Source organism: Castellaniella sp., from assembly GCF_049650445.1.
GTDB lineage: Bacteria > Pseudomonadota > Gammaproteobacteria > Burkholderiales > Burkholderiaceae_B > Castellaniella.
The window spans coordinates 1-18,165 of record NZ_JBASAD010000028.1 but is presented as its reverse complement, the minus strand read 5'-3'; the positions used below and the strand labels follow the sequence as shown (position 1 = coordinate 18,165).

The window sequence follows — 18,165 nt, the reverse complement described above, 5'->3', positions numbered from 1 at the left end:
GGCTGAAGCCGAAGCCGGATCAGGCCCCCCGGCGAGCGCGGACAGACTCGTGCATCCCGGCCGCATAGACACGGAAATGATTGCGGCCCTGCTCCTTGGCGGCGTACATGGCCAGATCGGCGGTCCGCAGCAACTCGCTGTCGCTGTCGCCATCGCGAGGATGCAAGGACGCGCCCATGCTGGCGGAAATCTGCACGGTCTGCTCGCCCAGTGCAAAGGGCTGGGACAGGGACTCCAGGATCTTGTCGGCGACCGGAAAGATGTCGTCCGGGTCCTGGATATCCCGGATCAGGAGCGTGAACTCGTCGCCGCCCAGCCGCGCCACCAGGTCCGAAGCCCGAACGCACTCGATCAGCCGCCGCCCCACCAGACGCAGCAACTGGTCACCCGCCTCGTGGCCCAGGGTGTCGTTCACATCCTTGAACAAGTCCAGATCCAGGAATATCACCGCGAACGGCGACCCGCCCAGCCGGGTCTGTTCGATACTGAGTCGCAGGTTTTCCTCGAACGTCTGACGGTTGGGCAACTGGGTCAGATGGTCATGATGCGCCTGATGCCAGATCGAGGCCTCACGACGGCGCTTTTCGGTCACGTCGGAAAACAGGCCAATCCGGCAATTGACGCTGCCATCGGCGTTGTAGGACGTATTGATCGACAGGCGTTCGACATATTCCTCTCCCGACTTGCGCCGGTTATGAATATCGCCGCTCCAGCGGCCGGTCTCCTCTAGCCTGGTCCACATCGCCCGGTAGAAATCGTCGTCGTGACGCCCGGAGCTGAGCACGCTCATGGTGCGCCCGACCACGTCATCGGCGCTGTAGCCGGTCACCGCAGTAAAGGCTGGATTGACGTCCTGGATCACGCCGCTGGCATCCGTGACCACCATGCCTTCGCTGGTGTGGGCGTAGACCAGGGCGGCCCGCCGCGCCGATGCCTCGGCACGCTTGCGCTCGGTGATGTCGAACATGATGCCGATCAAGGCCGGCCGACCGTGCAGGGTCATCAGGGAACCGAAGATTTCCAGTTCGATCGGCTCACCGTCACCACGCCGCGCCACGCATTCGTAGCGCGTCTGGGTTGCGTGCCCCGACAGACGCTCCATTGCCTGGGTACGGACCATCTCGTAGGCCGCCCCGATGAACACCTGGTCGAGCGGAAAACCGCCCGCCAGCACAGTCTGCGAATAGCCCAGCATATCGGCCATGCGCGCGTTGGCATAGATGAAGCACAGGGATTCATCCACCATGTAGATGCCGGCCACGGTATTGTCGGACAGACCGCTGAACATGGATTGCGCATCGGCCAGCGCCGCATGCTCTTTCTCGATGTCCTGCAGCAAGCGCTCGATGCGCCCAGCGGAATCGTTCAGCGCCTGACCCAGTTCGCCCAGCTCATCGCCGGGCGGCAAGGCGGAACGGGCGGCATAATCGCCCACCGCCAGGGCTCGGCATTGCTGGGCCAGAACCTGGACAGGCTGCAGGATACGCCGGGAAACCACCCAGCCGGCCAGCGCCAGCAGCAGGAGATCCAGTCCGAACAGGGCATAGGCGCCGTAAAGCGCGCGGCCCTGGACTTCCCGCGCCTGGACGACCAGGCTGTCCATCAGCGCCTCGGTACGGGTCAGCAGGTCGGTACCGGCCTGCAACAGCGCCTCTACGGCGGCGCGGTCTCCAGCCGGTGCGCGGGCCAGCGCGTCGACGGCGCTCCGATGGCGCATCCAGGCCTGGTGCACATCCAGCAACTGCGGCGCGAGTACCTTCGGTATCGCGGGGATATCCAGGTCGAAGGCCCGGCCGCCAAAAAGCAGTGCGTCATGCACCTCGTCGAACCAGGAGGTCAACTGATCCGGCACCAGATCCGGCAGGTCCGGCTGCTGATGCAGCGCCAGCGCTGACAGACTGAGGCGCTGGCTCAACATCCGCATCTTGCCTGCAACGTTCAGCGTGGCGGCCACACCGTCGCCTTCCCGCAACAGGAATTGGACGATGGAGACGTTGCCGATGGCCAGCAACATCACCAGGATGAAGGCCAGGGTGGCCTTCTGACGCACAGAACGGGGAAGGGAGTCGAGTCGCAAGAAGAAGCCTGGGAATATCGGGGTCGGAAACCAGGGTATTACCGCCGGAAGATTCTACCAACGAACAGACCGGCCCGACACTCTAATATGTTCGGGTTCTTGATCTGACCCCAGACGAAACTCAGGCGCCCAGGGTGGACAGGTCGATGCGTTCGGCCCGGTTCAGAGCCGAGGCGACCTTGACCCGCAGCGCGTTGGAATGCGCCTTGCGGATTTCCTTCTTCACGTCCAGCAGTTGCTGCGGATGCATGGAGAATCCGGTCAGCCCCAGCCCAAGCAGCATGCGGGTGACCCGCACGTCACCGGCCATCTCGCCGCAGATCGACACGGGCTTGCCTACCCGTTCGCCGGCGTTGATGGTGTGCGCGATCAGGCGCAGCACCGCCGGATGCATCGGATCGTACAGCGAGGCGACGTCCGTGTCGCCCCGATCGATCGCCAGCACGTACTGGATCAGGTCGTTGGTGCCGATGGACAGGAAATCCAGCGCCTCGGCGAAGGGCTCGATGGCGATGGCGATGGCGGGAATCTCGACCATGGCACCCACCTGCACGGCTGCGTCGTGAGGCAGGCCTTCGGCGCACAGTTCCTCGACGGCCCGCGCCAGGGCACGGCGGGCGGCATGGATCTCGTGCATGTGCGACACCATGGGGAACAGCACCCGGATCGGCCCGTGCGCGGCAGCCCGCAGCAACGCCCGCAACTGCGTGTTGAACATCTCGGGATGAGCCAGGCAGTAGCGGATCGCGCGCAGACCCAGCGCCGGATTGGTGGCCACGGTCGCCTCACCGTCCAGCGTCTTGTCGGCGCCGATGTCCAGCGTGCGGATCGTGACGGGCCGGCCAGCCATTGCACGCACAACCGAGGCGTAGGCCTCGTACTGCTCTTCCTCGCCCGGCAGATCGGGACGGCCCATGAACAGGAATTCACTGCGGAACAGGCCAATGCCCTCGGCGCCAGCCGCCAGCGCGTCGGCGGCCTCCTCCGGCAATTCGATATTGGCTTCCATGCGGATATGGATGCCGTCGAGCGTGACGGCCGGCGCGAAACGCAGCGCCTTGAGTTCGTCGCGCTCACGCAGGAAGGCCGCTTGCCGTTCCTGGTATTCCTGCAGCACGGCATCCGAGGGATTGACAAGAACCAGCCCGTTCAGGCCGTCGACGATGAGCCGGTCGCCGTCGCGCACCAGCGCGCGCACCAGTCCCATGCCGACCACGGCCGGCACATTCATGCTGCGCGCCACGATGGCCGTGTGCGAGGTCGCACCGCCCAGGTCCGTCAGAAAGGCGCCGAAGCGGCCGCCACGCAGACGCATCATGTCGGCCGGGGAAATGTCGCGCGCCACCACGATCAGGCTGCCATCGGTGTTCACAGCGTCCAGATTCGGCAGCCAGTGCCCGGACCCCGACAGCACCCGCAAGACGCGCTCGATCACCTGGCGCACATCCCCGCCACGCTCGCGCAGGTAGGCATCCTCCATCAGGGAGAACTGTTCCACCAGGATCTGGCCCTGGGTCGCCAGCGCCCATTCGGCGTTGTATTGGCGCTCTGCGATCATCTGACGGACGGATTGCGTCAGCATGGGGTCCTGCAGCAGCATGGCGTGCACCGACAGCAGCACGCCCAGTTCACGCGGGGCGTCGGCCGGCAGGTCCTCGGCCATCTGGCCCAGGTCGCGCACGGTCTCGTCCACCGCCTGGGTAAAGCGCCGCTGCTCGGATTCGATGTCCGCGTCGGCAATGCGGTAGTGGGCGACCTCGAGCGAAGCCGCACTCATGACCACCGCTCGACCGATGGCATAACCGCGCACCACACCCTGGCCGTAGAGGCACAGGGTGGAGGTGAGCGCGGACGAAACAGGTTCCGGCGAATTCATGCGGGATAAAGCCCTATTCGGCTTCTCCGAAGCGGCCCTCGAACAAGGCCCGGATATCGGTCAGGGCCTGGGCTTCGTCCTCGCCCTGAGCGTCGATCTTGACGGTGACGCCCAGCCCGGCGGCCAGCATCATCACGCCCATGATGCTCTTGGCGTTGACGCGTTGCGCCCCCCGCGAAATGAAGATGTCGCTGCGATAGCGCCCGGCCAACTGGGTCAGCTTGGCCGCCGCGCGCGCATGCAAGCCCAGTTTGTTCGAAATCACCAGATCGATGGAAGGCATGAAGACGGGTTCCTAACAATCACACGGGGGTTCGGCATTGACGATACCGCGCAACGCCCCCTGACGTACGCGCTCACTGAGAGATTCAGGGTTTTCCTGCTGGTCTGTCAAGGCCTTCAGCACCATGCAGGCATTGGTGCCGGTCAGCAGATGCACCACGTAGCCATCCTCCAGCGCCTGGCGCTGGGCCTGGACGGCGATGTTGAACGGCGTCGCGCCGTACAGGTCGCACAGGATCAGGACAGGCTCACCCGATCCGTGCGCGCGCATCCAGTCCAGGATGCGCGCGGTCTGAACGGGCGGATCGGCATCTGGCACGATGTCGAAGACCGTCAGGTCAGGCATGCGGCCCAGCACATGTCGGGCGCAAGCCTCGAAGGCCGCGCCCAGAGGATCGTGCATGACCAGGGCAATGCGCGTGTTCATATTGCCCCCTTGGCGCTACGCGCCGTCCCCCCAGGGGGGAATTCGCACTTGGGGCGGCCGGGCGCGCTCATTTACTGTGCGCGCTCACGGCGTGGACCAGGGCCTCGACGAAGCGGCCGGCCACGTCGAAACCGGTCTGCTCGGTGATTTCCACAAAACAGGTGGGGCTGGTGACATTGATCTCGGTGATGTAGTCGCCGATCACGTCCAGGCCGATCAACAGCAGGCCGCGTCCCGCCAGCCGATTGCCCACGGCCTGGGCCAGTTCCAGGTCGCGCGCCGACAAGGGCTGCGCCCGCCCGCGCCCGCCGGCGGCCAGATTGCCGCGCGTCTCGCCCTGCAGCGGCACACGCGCCAGGGCGTAGGGCACCGGCTCGCCGCCGATGATCAGGATGCGCTTGTCGCCATCGCGGATTTCCGGAATGTAGCGCTGCGCCATGATGGTGCGTTCACCCAGCTCCGTCAGGGCCTCCAGGATGGAACCCAGGTTCGGTTCGTCCGGCCGCAAGCGGAAAATCCCGCTGCCGCCCATGCCATCCAGAGGCTTGACGATGACATCGCCATATTGCGCCTGGAATGCGCGCAAGCGCGCCATGTCGCGACTGACCAGCGTAGGCGCCGTGTATTGCGGGAACTCGGTGATGGCGAGCTTTTCCGGATGGTTGCGGATGGCCGATCCGGCGTTGAACACGCGCGCGCCCTGAGCCGCCGCATAATCGAACAGATGCGTCGCGTAGACGTATTCCATGTCGAAGGGCGGGTCCTTGCGCATCAGCACGCCGTCGAAGTCGGCCAGCGCGCATTCGCGCGGGGCGGCGTCTTGCGTCCACCAGGCGTGGCCGTGCCAGTCGGCGTCAGCGCGCAAGCGCATCGCCGTGGCCGCAACCCGCACACGGCCTTCCTGGATGTACAGGTCGCCCATCGTGGCGAAGCTGAATTCATGCCCTTGCGCCGTCAGGCTGCGCATGATGGCGACCGAGGAATCCTTCCAGGCCTTCAGGGCAGGCAGCGGATCGATGACGAACAGAAAATGCATGGATGCCTCTGTGATACCACTGGTGTCCTGCTGGGATTTCTCCAGCCGGAACAATGCTTCACCTCGCCGCTTGCAAGCGGCGAGGTCAGAAGTCGCAATCAGGCCGCATCGCCCTTGCCGGCCTTCTTGCGCGGCGCCAGCACCATCACCATCTGACGGCCTTCGAGCTTGGGCATGGCCTCGACCAGCACCAGTTCGCCCAGGTCATCGCGCACCCGTTCGAGCACACGCATGCCCAGTTCCTGGTGGGCCATTTCACGGCCGCGGAAACGCAGCGTGACCTTGGCCTTGTCACCGTCCTCGAGGAAGCGGCGCAGATTGCGCAGCTTCACCTGGTAGTCGCCTTCGTCGGTGCCCGGGCGGAACTTGACTTCCTTGACCTGGATGACCTTCTGGCGGGAACGGGCCTCGGCCTGGCGCTTCTGTTCCTGGTACTTGAACTTGCCGTAGTCCATCAGGCGACAAACCGGGGGGCTGGCCGTGGGAGCGATTTCGACCAGATCGACGTCGTTCTGCTCGGCCATGACCAAGGCATCGGCTGTACGGACGATACCCAGTTGTTCACCTTCCACGCCGATCAGACGGACTTCGTGGATGCGGATCTCACCGTTGACGCGGTGTTTCTTTTCGGTTGCGATGTCTAAAACTCCTGTGAGTTGATAAAAAAGGGAGAAATCAGGCCTGCGCCGATTCGGTCCCCTGCTGACGGGTCGAGATTTCGTGCTTCAGCCGGGCGGTGAAATCCGCCACCGGCATCGAGCCCAGATCCTGATTGCCGCGCCCACGTACGGATACGGCGCCGGATTCGCGTTCCTTGTCGCCGACGACCAGAATATACGGGATTTTCTGCAGGCTATGTTCGCGGATTTTACGAGTGATCTTTTCGCCCCGCACGTCGGCGGACACGCGCAGACCCTGTTGCTTCAGGTCGCGGGCAAGCTGCTCGGCATAGGCGGCGGAACTGTCGGAGATACAACAGACCACGGCATGCTGCGGCGCCAGCCAGGCGGGCAGCGCCCCGGCGTGGTTTTCGATCAGCATGCCGATAAAGCGCTCCAGAGAACCCAGAATGGCCCGATGCAGCATCACCGGCGTACGGCGCTGATCCTGGGCATCGACGTATTCGGCCCCCAGGCGCTGCGGCATGGAAAAGTCCACCTGGATGGTGCCGCACTGCCAATGGCGGCCAATGGCGTCCTTCAGGGTGTATTCGATCTTCGGGCCGTAGAAAGCGCCCTCGCCTTCCGACACCTCGTACTCGCAATGAGACAGATCCAGACTGTCCATCAGGGCACGCTCGGCCTTGTCCCAGACCTCGTCGGCGCCGATGCGTTTTTCAGGGCGGGTGGCGACCTTGTACAGGATCTCTGTAAAGCCGAAGTCGGCGTAGACCTTTTGCAGCAGCCGTGTGAAATCGGCGCATTCGGCCTGGAGCTGGTCTTCGGTGCAGAAGATGTGGCCGTCGTCCTGGGTGAAGCCGCGCACGCGCATCATGCCGTGCAGCGAACCGGAGGGCTCGTTGCGGTGGCACTGGCCGAATTCGCCGTAGCGCAGCGGCAGTTCACGGTAGGAATGCAGGCCGGCGTTGAAGATCTGCACGTGGCCCGGGCAGTTCATGGGCTTGAGGCCATACACGCGGTTTTCGGATTCCGTCGTGAACATGTTTTCCTGGTAGTTGTCCCAGTGGCCGGTTTTCTTCCACAGGGACAGATCCAGAATCTGCGGCGCCTTGACTTCCTGGTAGCCGTTGTCCTGGTACACCTGACGCATGTATTGCTCGACCTGCTGCCAGACCGTCCAGCCCTTGGGGTGCCAGAAGATCAGGCCCGGAGCCTCTTCCTGGAAGTGGAACAGGTCCAGTTCGCGGCCGATGCGGCGGTGATCGCGCAACTCGGCCTGTTCGAGCATGTGCAGGTAGGCGTCCTGGTCTTCCTTGCGGGCCCAGGCGGTGCCATAAATGCGCTGCAGCATTTCGTTGTTGCTGTCGCCGCGCCAGTAGGCCCCGGCAACTTTCATCAGCTTGAACACCCGCAGGCGGCCGGTGGACGGCACGTGCGGGCCGCGGCACAGGTCGATGAAATCGCCCTCGCGGTACAGGCTGATCTTTTCGTTGGTGGGGATCGAGGCAATGATCTCGGCCTTGTAGGCCTCGCCGATGCCACGGAAGAACTTCACGGCCTCGTCGCGGTCCCATTCCTCGCGCGTGACGGCTTCGTCGCGGCGCGCCAGTTCGGCCATCTTTTTTTCGATGGCGGCCAGGTCTTCGGGCGTGAACGCGCGCTTGTACGAGAAATCGTAATAGAAGCCATTGTCGATCACCGGGCCAATGGTGACCTGGGCGTCGGGAAACAGAGTCTTGACCGCATAGGCCAGCAGGTGCGCCGTCGAGTGGCGGATCAGGTCCAGGCCCTCGGGGTCCTTGTCGGTGACGATGCTCAGCCCCGCATCCTGGTCGATCACATGGCTGGCGTCCACCAGCCGCTCCGGTTGCCCGTTCACGGTCAGCCTGCCCGCCAGCGCCGCCTTGCCCAGTCCGGTCCCGATGGAGCGCGCGACCTCGTGCACGGAAACGGGGTGTTCGAACGTGCGCTGCGTACCGTCGGGAAGGGTGATGCAAACCATGTAAGCGTGTCCTGAAAATGCGAAACGCGGCCTGCGCCGCGTCGATAAAGAGCCTGAATAAGCCTGAATTTTCCGTGCAGGAGGGAACCTGCCAAGTGTAGCAATCGGGCGGTCAACAATCAATTTGATACGAGAAAGGCACCGGATTCGGCACGGCCGGATGCCCTGCTGCGGCGAGGATTGTTGCAAAACAGCAAAAAGCCGCGCATCCATCGATTGCGCGGCTTTTTCGCGGGACGTGCCCGATCACTTCCGGTATTTGGTAGGCAGTACTGGATTCGAACCAGCGACCTCTACGATGTCAACGTAGCGCTCTAACCAACTGAGCTAACCGCCTTCAGGAAAGAACGGAATTTTAGGGGGGATTTCGCAGCCTGTCAAATGCCTGAACTCAAGTCTGAAGCTCAAGGCGAAAAACCGGCCCGTCACCCCCCAGCCAGCAGCGAACGCGCCCAGCGCCGGGCCGGCAGACCGGTGCGCGATTCCAGTTGCTCCGCCCGATCCAGCAAAGCCTGGCGTGACAGGTCCAGGGCATCGCCCTTGAAGGCCAGGACCACCGTATTGCCCTCGTCGACCTCCGGCAGGCACAGCACGCGCCCGTCGAAGGCGGCACGGATGCCGCGCAGGTTTTCCTCAAAACTTTCGTGGTTGCCGAACAGGTTCACGCTCATCACGCCCGGCTCGTCCAGGACTCGGCAGCAGTCCCGGTAAAACGCGGGATCGCCACATACGGGGCCTTCGGCCCGGCTGTCGTACAGGTCCACCATCAGGGCCCGATAGCGCCCCGCCCTGCCCGGCTCGGCCACCCAGTCGCGCGCGTCGGCGTGATCGATGACGGAACGTGCACTACCCGGCAAGCGGAAAAATGCCTGGCAGAGGGACGTGACGGCCGGATTGCGTTCGACCGTGTCCACCGAGGACCGGGTGTGCCGCAAGGTAAAGCGCAGCAGCGAGCCCGCCCCCAGCCCCAGGATGCCGACGCGGTCGCGCGTGCCGGCGGAGGCGAACAGCAGCCAGGCCATCATCTGCTGGGTATAGGCCAGCACCAGTTCGGACGGCCGGGCGATCCGCATCGCGCCCTGAATCCATTCCGAATCGAAGTGCAGGTAGCGGATGCCGTATTCTTCGGACAGCGTCGGCAGGTCGGCCTCGATGGCCGCCTGCCGGGCGTCCCGGTCAGCGCGCGAACGTGCCACGGCCTACAGGCGTTCGAAGATGGCGGCGATCCCCTGCCCGCCACCGATGCACATGGTGACCAGCGCATGACGGCCCTGGACGCGCCGCAGTTCGTGCAGGGCCTTGACCGTGATCAGGGCGCCCGTGGCACCGATCGGGTGCCCCAGACCGATACCGCTGCCATTGGGATTGACCTTGGCCGGGTCGAAGCCCAGTTCGCGGGACACCGCGCAGGCCTGGGCGGCAAAGGCCTCGTTGGCTTCGATCACGTCGATCTGGTCCAGGGTCAGGCCGGCGCGCGCCAGGGCGGCACGCGTGGCCGGCACCGGGCCGATGCCCATGTACTGGGGGTCCACGCCCGCATGACCGTAGGACACCAGCCGCGCCATGGGGGTCAGGCCACGGGCACGGGCAGCCTGTTCGGTCATCAGCAGCACGGCGGCCGCACCGTCGTTCAGGCCGGAGGCGTTGCCCGCCGTCACAGTGCCGTTTTCCTTGGCGAAGACGGGTTTCAGCTTGTTGAAGCTGTCCGGGCTGGCGTCGAAACGCACGTGTTCATCCTGTTCGAACACGATCTCGCCCTTGCGGGTCTTTTGCGTCACCGGCACGATCTGCGACTTGAAGTACCCCTGCTCGATGGCGTGCGCCGCACGGCGGTGCGATTCCAGCGCCAGCGCGTCCTGGTCCTCGCGGCTGATGGCGTATTTCCGCGCCACGTTCTCGGCGGTCACGCCCATGTGGTAGTGCTCGAACGGGCAAGACAGGGCACCCGTCATCATGTCCACCAGGCGCGAGTCGCCCATGCGCGAACCCCAGCGCTGGCCGACCGCCACATAAGGCGCGCGGCTCATGCTTTCGGCGCCGGCGCCGATCGCGACCTCGGCATCGCCCAGCATCAGCACCTGAGCGGCGGATACGATGGCCTGCAGGCCGGAACCGCACAAGCGGTTGACGTTGAAGGCCGGTACGGCCTGGGGGATGCCCGCGTTCAGGGCCGCCACGCGCGACAGGTACATGTCACGCGGTTCGGTGTTGATGACATGGCCGAAGACGACATGGCCGACGTCATCCGCCGCTACGCCCGCGCGCTGCAGCACGGCGCGCACCACGCGCTCTCCCAGTTCGCAGGGGGCGATGTCCTTGAGCCCGCCGCCGAAATCCCCGACGGCGGTGCGGCAGGCCTCAACGATGACGATGTCTTGCATGATTTTTACTCCAAAAAAATCAACGGCCCAGCGCCTTGCGGATGGCGGAGGACAGTTCCTCGGCGGAAAATTTGGAGACGTAGCCATTGGCGCCGACGCTGCGCACGTGGTTTTCATTGGCCGAACCTGACAGAGATGAGTGAATCACCACCGGCATGGCGTTGAAACGGGAGTCCTGCTTGATGTTGCGCGTCAGCGTGAAACCATCCATTTCCGGCATTTCCAGATCGGTCAGCATCAGGCAGACCTTGTCGTGGATGGTCTTGCCCTCGGCCTCGGCGGTGGCGGCCAGCGCGTTCAGGCGGTCCCAGGCCTCCTGGCCGGATTTGACCATCTCGTAGGGAATGTCCATCGCCTTCAACGTCTGTTCCATCAGGGCGCGGGCCACGAACGAGTCGTCGGCCACCAACACCACGGTGCCCGGCTTGAGGGCGAATTTGTCGCCCACTTCCCGGGGGTTGACCTGGTGGCGGTTTTCCTCGGGCGTGATGGCCTGCAGGATGGCCTCGACGTCCAGCACCTGGGCCAGGCGCGCCTCATCGCCGCTGCCCTCGCTCAGACGGGCGATACTGGTGATCAGGCTGGGACCCGTGCCGGTATTTTCGGCGGAGATGACCTGCCCCCATTCCAGTCGCACGATGTCTTCGACGGATTCGACCGTGAACGCCTGGGTGGTGCGAGCGTATTCCGTCACCAGCATCAGGGTCGGCGCAGCCGCCAGCTTGCAGCCAATGAGCGCGGGCAGATCGTACACGGGGATCACCTGATCGCGCAGATGCACCACGCCCAGCGAGAATTTCGGCGCGCCCGCGATCGGTGTGATGGCAGGCATGGTCACGATTTCGCGGACCTTCAGCACATTGATGCCAAAGAGTTCGGACTGCCCCAGGACGGCATCCGTACCCAGGCGAAACAGCAGAAGTTCGAACCGGTTGGTGCCGGCCAAACTGGTGCGTTCATCGATTTCTTTTTGAAGTGAGCTCATGTCAGGCCTTATATGAATGCTGAATGCGGGGTCCCCGAACCGGAGATTCTAATGGTCGCCGCCGTCTCTTGCAGCCCCGGTCGAAAAATATTCCGCATCAACGCAACAAACCCCCTTCTAAATCAGTGAACTGGGCCGAAAAACAGCAACTGAGCCCATGAACATCGGCCAACGCCTTCGTTACATTACTGCACTCAAGCGGACACGTTCCGTACCACTCGGGGTTCTCGTGGAGTTCCCAACATGTTCAAAAGCCTGCGCGCTCGGATCACTGCGGTCAGCATCCTGATCGCTACTCTCTCACTCATCTCGCTCTCGGCCGCCGTGTTCTACGTGGTTCGAAGCGACATGCTGGACACCATCGACGACGACACCCGCCAACTGGCCGGCGTCTACGCGTCGGACCTGTCCGCCTGGGCCCAGAGCAAGCAACAGATCACGCACTCGATCCTGCTGGCCCTGCCCGAGGCGGACCCCCTCCCCATGTTGCGGGCCGCCGAGGTCGCCGGACTGGACCTGGCGTACTTCGTCCGCGCCGACAAAAGCCACGCGTTCACCAAGCCCCGGCCCGAGGGCTACGACGGCACGACGCGGGGCTGGTACAAGCAAGCGGTCGCCAAGGGCGGGCCCGACCTGACCACGGCCTATACGGATTCAGCGACCGGCAATCTGGTCGTCAGCTTCATCGAGCCCCTGATCGAGAACGGCAAGACCGTCGCAGTCGTCGGGTCCGACATGGAACTGACCTCGGTGGTGAAGAAAGTCGCCGGCATCCGCCCCTACGAAAAGAGTTTCGCCTTTCTGATCGACAAGAACACCGGCAAGATTCTGGCCCACCCCGATCCCAAATACACGCTCAAGCAGGTCACCGAGCTGGCACCCGGCATCAGCGCCGAGATGCTGTCCGGGCTGGCCTCCCAGCGCAACCGTGCGCTGTTGCCAATCGATGGCGAGTCGCAATTGCTGTACGCCGCCCACATCGACGGCACACCCTGGCTGCTGGGCATCAGCATCGATTACCACCAGGCCACCGCCACCCTGGACAGCCTGTTCTGGACGGCCGTCGTCATCGCCCTCCTGTGCGTGCTGATCGCGAGCATCCTGATGGCGGTCTTCGTCAACCGGCAGCTCGCCCGCCTGCTGACGATCCGCGACGCCTTGCAAGAGATTGCCTCCGGCGACGGCGACCTGACCCGCCGCGTCAGCGAATCCGGCCAGGACGAACTGACGCACATCGCGCGCGCCTTCAATCTGTTTACGGACAAGATCTCGGCCGTGCTGCTGCAGATCCGCGACGCCTCGGAATCGATCCGCACCGCAGCCACCGAGATCTCCACCGGCAGCCAGGATCTGTCCTCGCGCACCGAGGAACAGGCCAGTTCCCTGGCCGAAACCGCCGCCACGATGGAGGAAATCACCGCCACCGTGCGCCAGAACTCCGATCACGTAACCCAGGCCAACACCCTGGCCGCCTCGGCCGCCGAGGCCACCGAGGAAGGGAAATCCACGGTCAGTGCGCTGGTCTCCACCATGGGCGAGATCAACGCCAAGTCCCAGCAGGTCGCCGACATCATCGGCGTCATCGATTCCATCGCCTTCCAGACCAACATCCTGGCCCTGAACGCGGCGGTCGAAGCCGCGCGCGCCGGCGAACAGGGACGCGGCTTCGCCGTGGTCGCCTCCGAAGTGCGCGCGCTGGCACAACGGTCGGCGGGTGCCGCCAAGGAGATCAAGGGTCTCATCGATGCCTCGGTTTCGGTCACGACCCAGGGCAACGATCAGGCCACCCGTGCCGGGACCACGATGCAGGACATCGTCGACAGCATCCACCGCGTCACCGACATCATGGGCGAGATCAGCGCGGCCAATCGCGAGCAGGCCACCGGCATCGAGGAAATCAACTCGGCCGTCACCCAGATGGACGACGTGACCCACCAGAACGCCAGCCTGGTCGAGGAGTCGGCCGCAGCCGCAGCCAGCCTGCTGGAACAGGCGCAATCCCTGTCCAGCCTGGTGGGATCCTTCCGGCTCGACGATTCCGAGCCAGAAGCCTCGGCACCGCGACGGGCCGCTCCAGGTGCCAACCGGCTGCCTGCTCCGCCGGAAAAAGTCATCAGCCCCGCACCGGCGCGCCGCAGCCCGGTCGCAGCCCCCGCGCGCAAGCCCAAAGCGGCCGCTCTGGGCGCCCCTGCCTCACGCGGGAACAGCCAGGCGGCACAGGGTGAATGGACTGAGTTCTAAGGAGCTACGCTCCTGAGTCCTGCCTGTCGGGCAGCCTCCTGCCCTCCGAGTTCCGCACCGCGCCTCCCTTCCTGGAGGCGCGGTGCTTTTTTCAAGGCGGCAGCGGCCCTTCCAGCGTCACCTGCTCGAAATCATCGACCAGGATTTCCACGCCCACGCGCCAGCGTCCGATGCCGGATGACGGCAAGAAGCCCATGTCGACTTGCCAACGGCCATCGCCCACGCGTTGTGTCTCGCGGCGCAACGGCTCGATGCCGGCCTGCGGATTGCTCAACGTCAGCGTCAGCCCGCGAGCCTCGAAAGGCCGGCCGGATGGATCGCCCAACACGATGATCCACGCGCTCTCCGACCGCATCACGGCGGCATACACCCGGTCATTGGACAAAGTGAAGGGCGCGACCCCCTCGCCAAGCCGCTGAACGGATGCGCCTGCCGCATCCAGGCTGCGCGGCGGCGGCGTGAAACGCCAGAGCGACACCCCCCCCAGCAGGGCCAGGGCGACGAGGGTCTCCATCAGGATGCTGCGCCGCAACCGCCCTCGGGCCGCCATCTCGCCGGCCAAGGCGGGGCGGGTGCAAGACCAGCGATTGAACGCCGCAATCCCGAGCAGTCCGCACACCAACGCCAGTTTCACGCTCAGGACGATGCCGTAAGGCGTACGCCACAGGTCCGCAGGCCGATCCAGTTGCAGCAGCGCCAGCCCCGCCCCGCTCGCCAGCAGGACGGCCACGACGGGCGTGATCCAGCGGGAAAACCAGGCCAGGGGCGCCAGGCCGGTCGTGCTCTCCCGGCCGGCTCCCAGCAGGCGCACCAGCGGCACGAGGGCCCCCAGCCACGCCGCCGCCGTCGCCACGTGCAACACCACCAGGGGGCGCGACAGCCACTGGGGCGGCGCCGTGCCGGCATGGCCGCTGGCGGCGAGCGACACCCCTGCCAGTGCGAGCGCGGCACCCGCGCAGCCGCGCACCGTCCCGGCTCGACGGGCACTCAACGCCCCTGCCGACGCCAGCAAGGCCAGGGCAAACAGGCCCAGCGTCCAGGCATAGCGGCTGCCCAGGGCGGCCGCCCAGGCCGGCCGGCCGAGCAGAGCAGCTGCGCGCTGATCCATCAGGTCCAGCCCCTGCAGCCCCAGGTTCACGGGCAGCAAGCCCAAACCGATCCAGACCAGGGGCCAGGCCCAGGCCTGGTGCCCGGATGGATTCCGGGCCCGGAACAGGGCCGCGCCTGCACAGGCGAACAAGCAGATGTAGCCCAGCCAGCGGCCCAGCCAGATGGCCGCCAGGTGTCCGCCGGGCGCGGCGGCATCTGTCGTCCTGGCCGGCCCGGCAGATGAGCCGACCGCATAGTCCAGCGTGCCGCCCACGGGATGCCCGTCCGCCGATACGACGCGCCAACTGAGCAGATAAGCGCCCTGTGCCGCATCGTCAGGCAGCGGCACGCGAATCTGATGCCCGTCGGCCCGCGTCGGCGCGACGTCCACGGCCGGCCCCTGGGGGCCGAGCAGACGCAGCGCGGTAACACTGACCGGCTCGCTGAACGTCAGGACCACGGCGTCCGGCGCCCGGTCGAGCACGGCACCAGAGGCCGGTTCTGTCGACACCAGCGCGGCATGCCCCCAGGCGGCCTGCCCCCCGAACAGCAGGCAGGCCGCCAGGGTCAGCGCGGCCCTCAATGGGAATGGCCGTGGCCGCCGCCCTCATGGGCTGGTGCCACGATCTTCACGCCCGGCGCGGGGCTCCGGGCATCCGGCTTGCCCGAGGTGTCGATCCAGCGCGACACACTCTGTCCACACTCCTGGACGACCGGAAAATACACGGTCTGCCCGGCCTTGAAGGCATCCGACACATAAACGCGGAACACGAACTCGTCGTAGTACGCGTCCGGCAGGTCGCCACGCCAACTGATTTCGTGCACACCGCTTTCGACCGACGCACCGTGCAGGGTCTGGGGGTGCTCGTATTTGCCCTGGGTCAGTTCCAGGGCCCAGCCGGCCTTGGGCTGCGGCTTGACCGCCAGCACGCCCTCGGGGATGCGCACGCGCAGCCGGGTCATGTCGGCGCCGTCGCAGCCATGACCGACACGCAATACGGCCTTGTAATAGCCACCAGCGGCGGCTTGGGAGGTTTCAAGGGTGACGTGAGCCTGGGCGGCCGTCGCCAGAGCGAGCAAGGCCACCAGGCCTGCAGCAAGAGAAAATTTCATGAGAATGCCTTTCAAATGAATCGCAACCAGGGAGATAAACGATCAGATGAGAGACAGGGGCGGTGCGCGGGAACCAAGAGGTGCCCCGCGCTCGTGCCGCACCGGCGGTGCGGCGGCCCGAGACGCCGCCAGAACGAACGCTGTCATCAAGCCCCATGCCAACGCAGAAACCGCGGTCGGCAGGGGCGAACCACCCGCATGCTGGGCCAACAGGCACAAGGGGCTGGCATGGGACTGCGGTCGGTCGTCGGAGTGAGGGTGCCCCTCCATCGACATGCCCGGGTTCTGAACCGGACACAACACCAACCCGGGGAGAAAGCCGTTCCGGGCCCCGAGATCGAGCATCGTGCCCGCCGGCACCAGGGCGCGCAGCACCAGAGCCAGGCACAGGGTCCAGACCCAGGGCAGGCTCGGAGCGTGGAGAGACCATCGCGATGCGAAAGGCTTCATGCGAATGGAGTATAGGGCACCCGCGACCATCATGCGCAACCATGCCACACCCCCCGTCCCACGGCCTTAGCGCTTAAATGCCCGGCTTCCAGGCGTTATTTCGACGCACTCGACATTTTTAATCCATGTTAAAGATAGTGTTACTCCATCCTGTTTCCACATACACCCCGTTTTCGCATAAGCGGCCGCATCCCTTTGCACCGTTCCCACCGGACTCCAAGGAGCCACCATGAACATGCGCAGCATCAAAATCAGCACCAGACTTTTACTTGGGTTCGGCGTCCTCATCCTGATCACCATCTTGCTGGCCGGCCTGGGGATCCGGGAAACACTGAATAACCTGGAGAACGGCAAGACCGTCCAGGTCCGCAATGAAAGCAACCGCAACGTCCTTCAATGGGCGCGTGCCGTCGAAGTCAACGGTGAACGCACCCTCGCCCTGACACACATCCCGGACCCGGCAGCGCGAGAGGCCATCCAGGCGAAGATGGCCGTCACCTCGAAGCGCATCACCGAGCTGCAGGACCAGATCGGCGAGACCCTCGCGACCCCCGAGGCCAAGGTGCTGTACGGCAAGGTGCTGGAGACCCGGAAGAACTACACCGGCCAGCGCAAGATCGCCATCGAGGACCAGAAGAAGGGCGACGTCGACAAAGCCAACAAGTTCTTCTTACAGGACATGCCGGGTCTGATCGCCGCCTACCAAGACTCGATCGACGCGTTCTACACCTTCCAGCAGGAGCGCGAAACACTGTTATTCGCAGAGAACCAGCAAACCGGCCAGCGGACGCTGATCCTCGCGATGCTGGCGGCCATCCTGGCGCTGACCTGTGGCATCCTGCTGGCCTGGCGCATCAGCCGTTCCATCACGCGTCCCCTGGGGCAGGCCGTGGAGCTGGCAGGTTTCGTCGCCCGACGCGATCTCGACCATGATGTCACGTCCCAGGGCAGGGACGAAATCACCGTGCTGGAACACAATCTGCACGACATGATGACCAGCCTGCAGCAGACCGTGCAGGACGTGCGCACCGGCGCGGATTCCATCGCCTCAGCCGCCGGGCAGATCAGCGCCGGCAACCTGGACCTGTCCTCGCGCACCGAGGAACAGGCCAGCTCCCTGGCCGAGACCGCCGCCACGATGGAGGAAATCACCGCCACCGTGCGCCAGAACGCCGACAACGCCCAGCAGGCCAACACCCTGGCCGCTGCGGCCGCCAAGACCGCCACCGACGGCGGCACCATTGTCGCGCAACTGGTCTCCACCATGGGCGAGATCAACACCAAGTCCCAGCAGGTCGCCGACATCATCGGCGTCATCGATTCCATCGCCTTCCAGACCAACATCCTGGCCCTGAACGCCGCGGTCGAGGCCGCCCGTGCCGGTGAACAAGGCCGCGGCTTTGCCGTGGTTGCCTCCGAAGTGCGCGCCCTGGCCCAGCGATCGGCCGGCGCCGCCAAGGAGATCAAGACCCTGATCGACACCTCCGTGGCGTCCGCCACCAAGGGCAACGAGCAGGCCTCGCGCGCCGGGGCCACGATGCAGGACATCGTCGACGGCATCAACCGCGTCACCGACATCATGGGCG

General features: G+C 65.1%; 14 protein-coding genes, 1 tRNA gene and 1 pseudogene. 2 read left to right on the top strand and 14 right to left on the bottom strand.

The features are described from left to right. Positions 1 to 19: 19 nt before the first annotated feature. The 11 genes from WA983_RS09720 to WA983_RS09670 all read right to left on the bottom strand — a co-directional run bounded on the left by WA983_RS09720 (position 20) and on the right by WA983_RS09670 (position 11,686). A complete protein-coding gene (locus WA983_RS09720; RefSeq protein ID WP_424249252.1) occupies positions 20 to 2,077 on the bottom strand; it encodes a diguanylate cyclase domain-containing protein in 2,058 nt (685 codons plus the stop codon). A 121-nt stretch (positions 2,078 to 2,198) separates the two neighbouring features. Then, positions 2,199 to 3,953: a phosphoenolpyruvate--protein phosphotransferase gene (ptsP, locus tag WA983_RS09715; protein ID WP_424249254.1), complete on the bottom strand. Its 1,755-nt coding sequence runs from the start codon at positions 3,951 to 3,953 to the stop codon at positions 2,199 to 2,201. A 13-nt stretch (positions 3,954 to 3,966) separates the two neighbouring features. Next, positions 3,967 to 4,236, bottom strand: a complete 270-nt coding sequence (locus tag WA983_RS09710) for an HPr family phosphocarrier protein (protein WP_424249256.1) — start codon at positions 4,234 to 4,236, stop codon at positions 3,967 to 3,969. 12 nt (positions 4,237 to 4,248) lie between these two features. Further along, positions 4,249 to 4,662: a PTS sugar transporter subunit IIA gene (locus WA983_RS09705; protein WP_424249258.1), complete on the bottom strand. Its 414-nt coding sequence runs from the start codon at positions 4,660 to 4,662 to the stop codon at positions 4,249 to 4,251. Positions 4,663 to 4,729: 67 nt separating this feature from the next. Continuing rightward, complete coding sequence (gene gshB / locus WA983_RS09700) at positions 4,730 to 5,698, bottom strand: glutathione synthase (protein ID WP_424249260.1); 969 nt, start codon at positions 5,696 to 5,698, stop codon at positions 4,730 to 4,732. 98 nt (positions 5,699 to 5,796) lie between these two features. After that, positions 5,797 to 6,336, bottom strand: coding sequence for a translation initiation factor IF-3 (infC, locus tag WA983_RS09695; protein WP_424249271.1), 540 nt, complete (start codon positions 6,334 to 6,336; stop codon positions 5,797 to 5,799). Positions 6,337 to 6,373: 37 nt separating this feature from the next. Further along, a complete protein-coding gene (gene thrS / locus WA983_RS09690; RefSeq protein WP_424249262.1) occupies positions 6,374 to 8,320 on the bottom strand; it encodes a threonine--tRNA ligase in 1,947 nt (648 codons plus the stop codon). A 260-nt stretch (positions 8,321 to 8,580) separates the two neighbouring features. Then, a tRNA-Val gene (locus WA983_RS09685) sits at positions 8,581 to 8,657 on the bottom strand. A gap of 88 nt (positions 8,658 to 8,745) precedes the next feature. Beyond that, on the bottom strand, positions 8,746 to 9,516 hold the full coding sequence (locus WA983_RS09680) for a spermidine synthase (RefSeq protein WP_424311965.1): 771 nt from the start codon (positions 9,514 to 9,516) through the stop codon (positions 8,746 to 8,748). Positions 9,517 to 9,519: 3 nt separating this feature from the next. Continuing rightward, the gene (locus WA983_RS09675) at positions 9,520 to 10,701 is read right to left on the bottom strand and encodes an acetyl-CoA C-acyltransferase family protein (RefSeq protein WP_424311964.1); all 1,182 of its coding nucleotides are present in this window, start codon (positions 10,699 to 10,701) and stop codon (positions 9,520 to 9,522) included. Positions 10,702 to 10,720: 19 nt separating this feature from the next. Further along, complete coding sequence (locus WA983_RS09670) at positions 10,721 to 11,686, bottom strand: chemotaxis protein (protein ID WP_424249268.1); 966 nt, start codon at positions 11,684 to 11,686, stop codon at positions 10,721 to 10,723. A gap of 243 nt (positions 11,687 to 11,929) precedes the next feature. Between WA983_RS09670 and WA983_RS09665 the strand changes: the two genes are divergently transcribed. Then, complete coding sequence (locus WA983_RS09665) at positions 11,930 to 13,927, top strand: methyl-accepting chemotaxis protein (protein WP_424311963.1); 1,998 nt, start codon at positions 11,930 to 11,932, stop codon at positions 13,925 to 13,927. A gap of 91 nt (positions 13,928 to 14,018) precedes the next feature. On the opposite strand, the gene WA983_RS09660 is transcribed toward WA983_RS09665, so the two are convergent. The 3 genes from WA983_RS09660 to WA983_RS09650 are packed head-to-tail and all read right to left on the bottom strand — an operon-like array spanning position 14,019 to position 16,579. Then, positions 14,019 to 15,599, bottom strand: a complete 1,581-nt coding sequence (locus WA983_RS09660) for a copper resistance CopC/CopD family protein (RefSeq protein WP_424311962.1) — start codon at positions 15,597 to 15,599, stop codon at positions 14,019 to 14,021. Beyond that, on the bottom strand, positions 15,596 to 16,129 hold the full coding sequence (locus WA983_RS09655) for a YcnI family protein (protein ID WP_424249833.1): 534 nt from the start codon (positions 16,127 to 16,129) through the stop codon (positions 15,596 to 15,598). The genes WA983_RS09660 and WA983_RS09655 overlap by 4 nt, the downstream gene beginning before the upstream one ends. A 42-nt stretch (positions 16,130 to 16,171) precedes the next feature. After that, on the bottom strand, positions 16,172 to 16,579 hold the full coding sequence (locus tag WA983_RS09650; protein ID WP_424311968.1) for a DUF2946 family protein: 408 nt from the start codon (positions 16,577 to 16,579) through the stop codon (positions 16,172 to 16,174). A gap of 304 nt (positions 16,580 to 16,883) precedes the next feature. On the opposite strand from WA983_RS09650, the pseudogene WA983_RS09645 reads away from it, so the two are divergent. Then, positions 16,884 to 18,165 (top strand): annotated as a pseudogene (locus WA983_RS09645) (methyl-accepting chemotaxis protein); the annotation flags it as partial.

Coding starts and splice junctions, on each gene's coding strand:
- thrS (WP_424249262.1), bottom strand. CDS start 8,320: ATGGTTTGCATCACCCTTCCCGACGGTACGCAGCGCACGTTCGAACAC.
- ptsP (WP_424249254.1), bottom strand. CDS start 3,953: ATGAATTCGCCGGAACCTGTTTCGTCCGCGCTCACCTCCACCCTGTGC.
- WA983_RS09675 (WP_424311964.1), bottom strand. CDS start 10,701: ATGCAAGACATCGTCATCGTTGAGGCCTGCCGCACCGCCGTCGGGGAT.
- WA983_RS09650 (WP_424311968.1), bottom strand. CDS start 16,579: ATGAAGCCTTTCGCATCGCGATGGTCTCTCCACGCTCCGAGCCTGCCC.
- WA983_RS09710 (WP_424249256.1), bottom strand. CDS start 4,236: ATGCCTTCCATCGATCTGGTGATTTCGAACAAACTGGGCTTGCATGCG.
- WA983_RS09655 (WP_424249833.1), bottom strand. CDS start 16,129: ATGAAATTTTCTCTTGCTGCAGGCCTGGTGGCCTTGCTCGCTCTGGCG.
- WA983_RS09705 (WP_424249258.1), bottom strand. CDS start 4,662: ATGAACACGCGCATTGCCCTGGTCATGCACGATCCTCTGGGCGCGGCC.
- WA983_RS09665 (WP_424311963.1), top strand. CDS start 11,930: ATGTTCAAAAGCCTGCGCGCTCGGATCACTGCGGTCAGCATCCTGATC.
- gshB (WP_424249260.1), bottom strand. CDS start 5,698: ATGCATTTTCTGTTCGTCATCGATCCGCTGCCTGCCCTGAAGGCCTGG.
- WA983_RS09670 (WP_424249268.1), bottom strand. CDS start 11,686: ATGAGCTCACTTCAAAAAGAAATCGATGAACGCACCAGTTTGGCCGGC.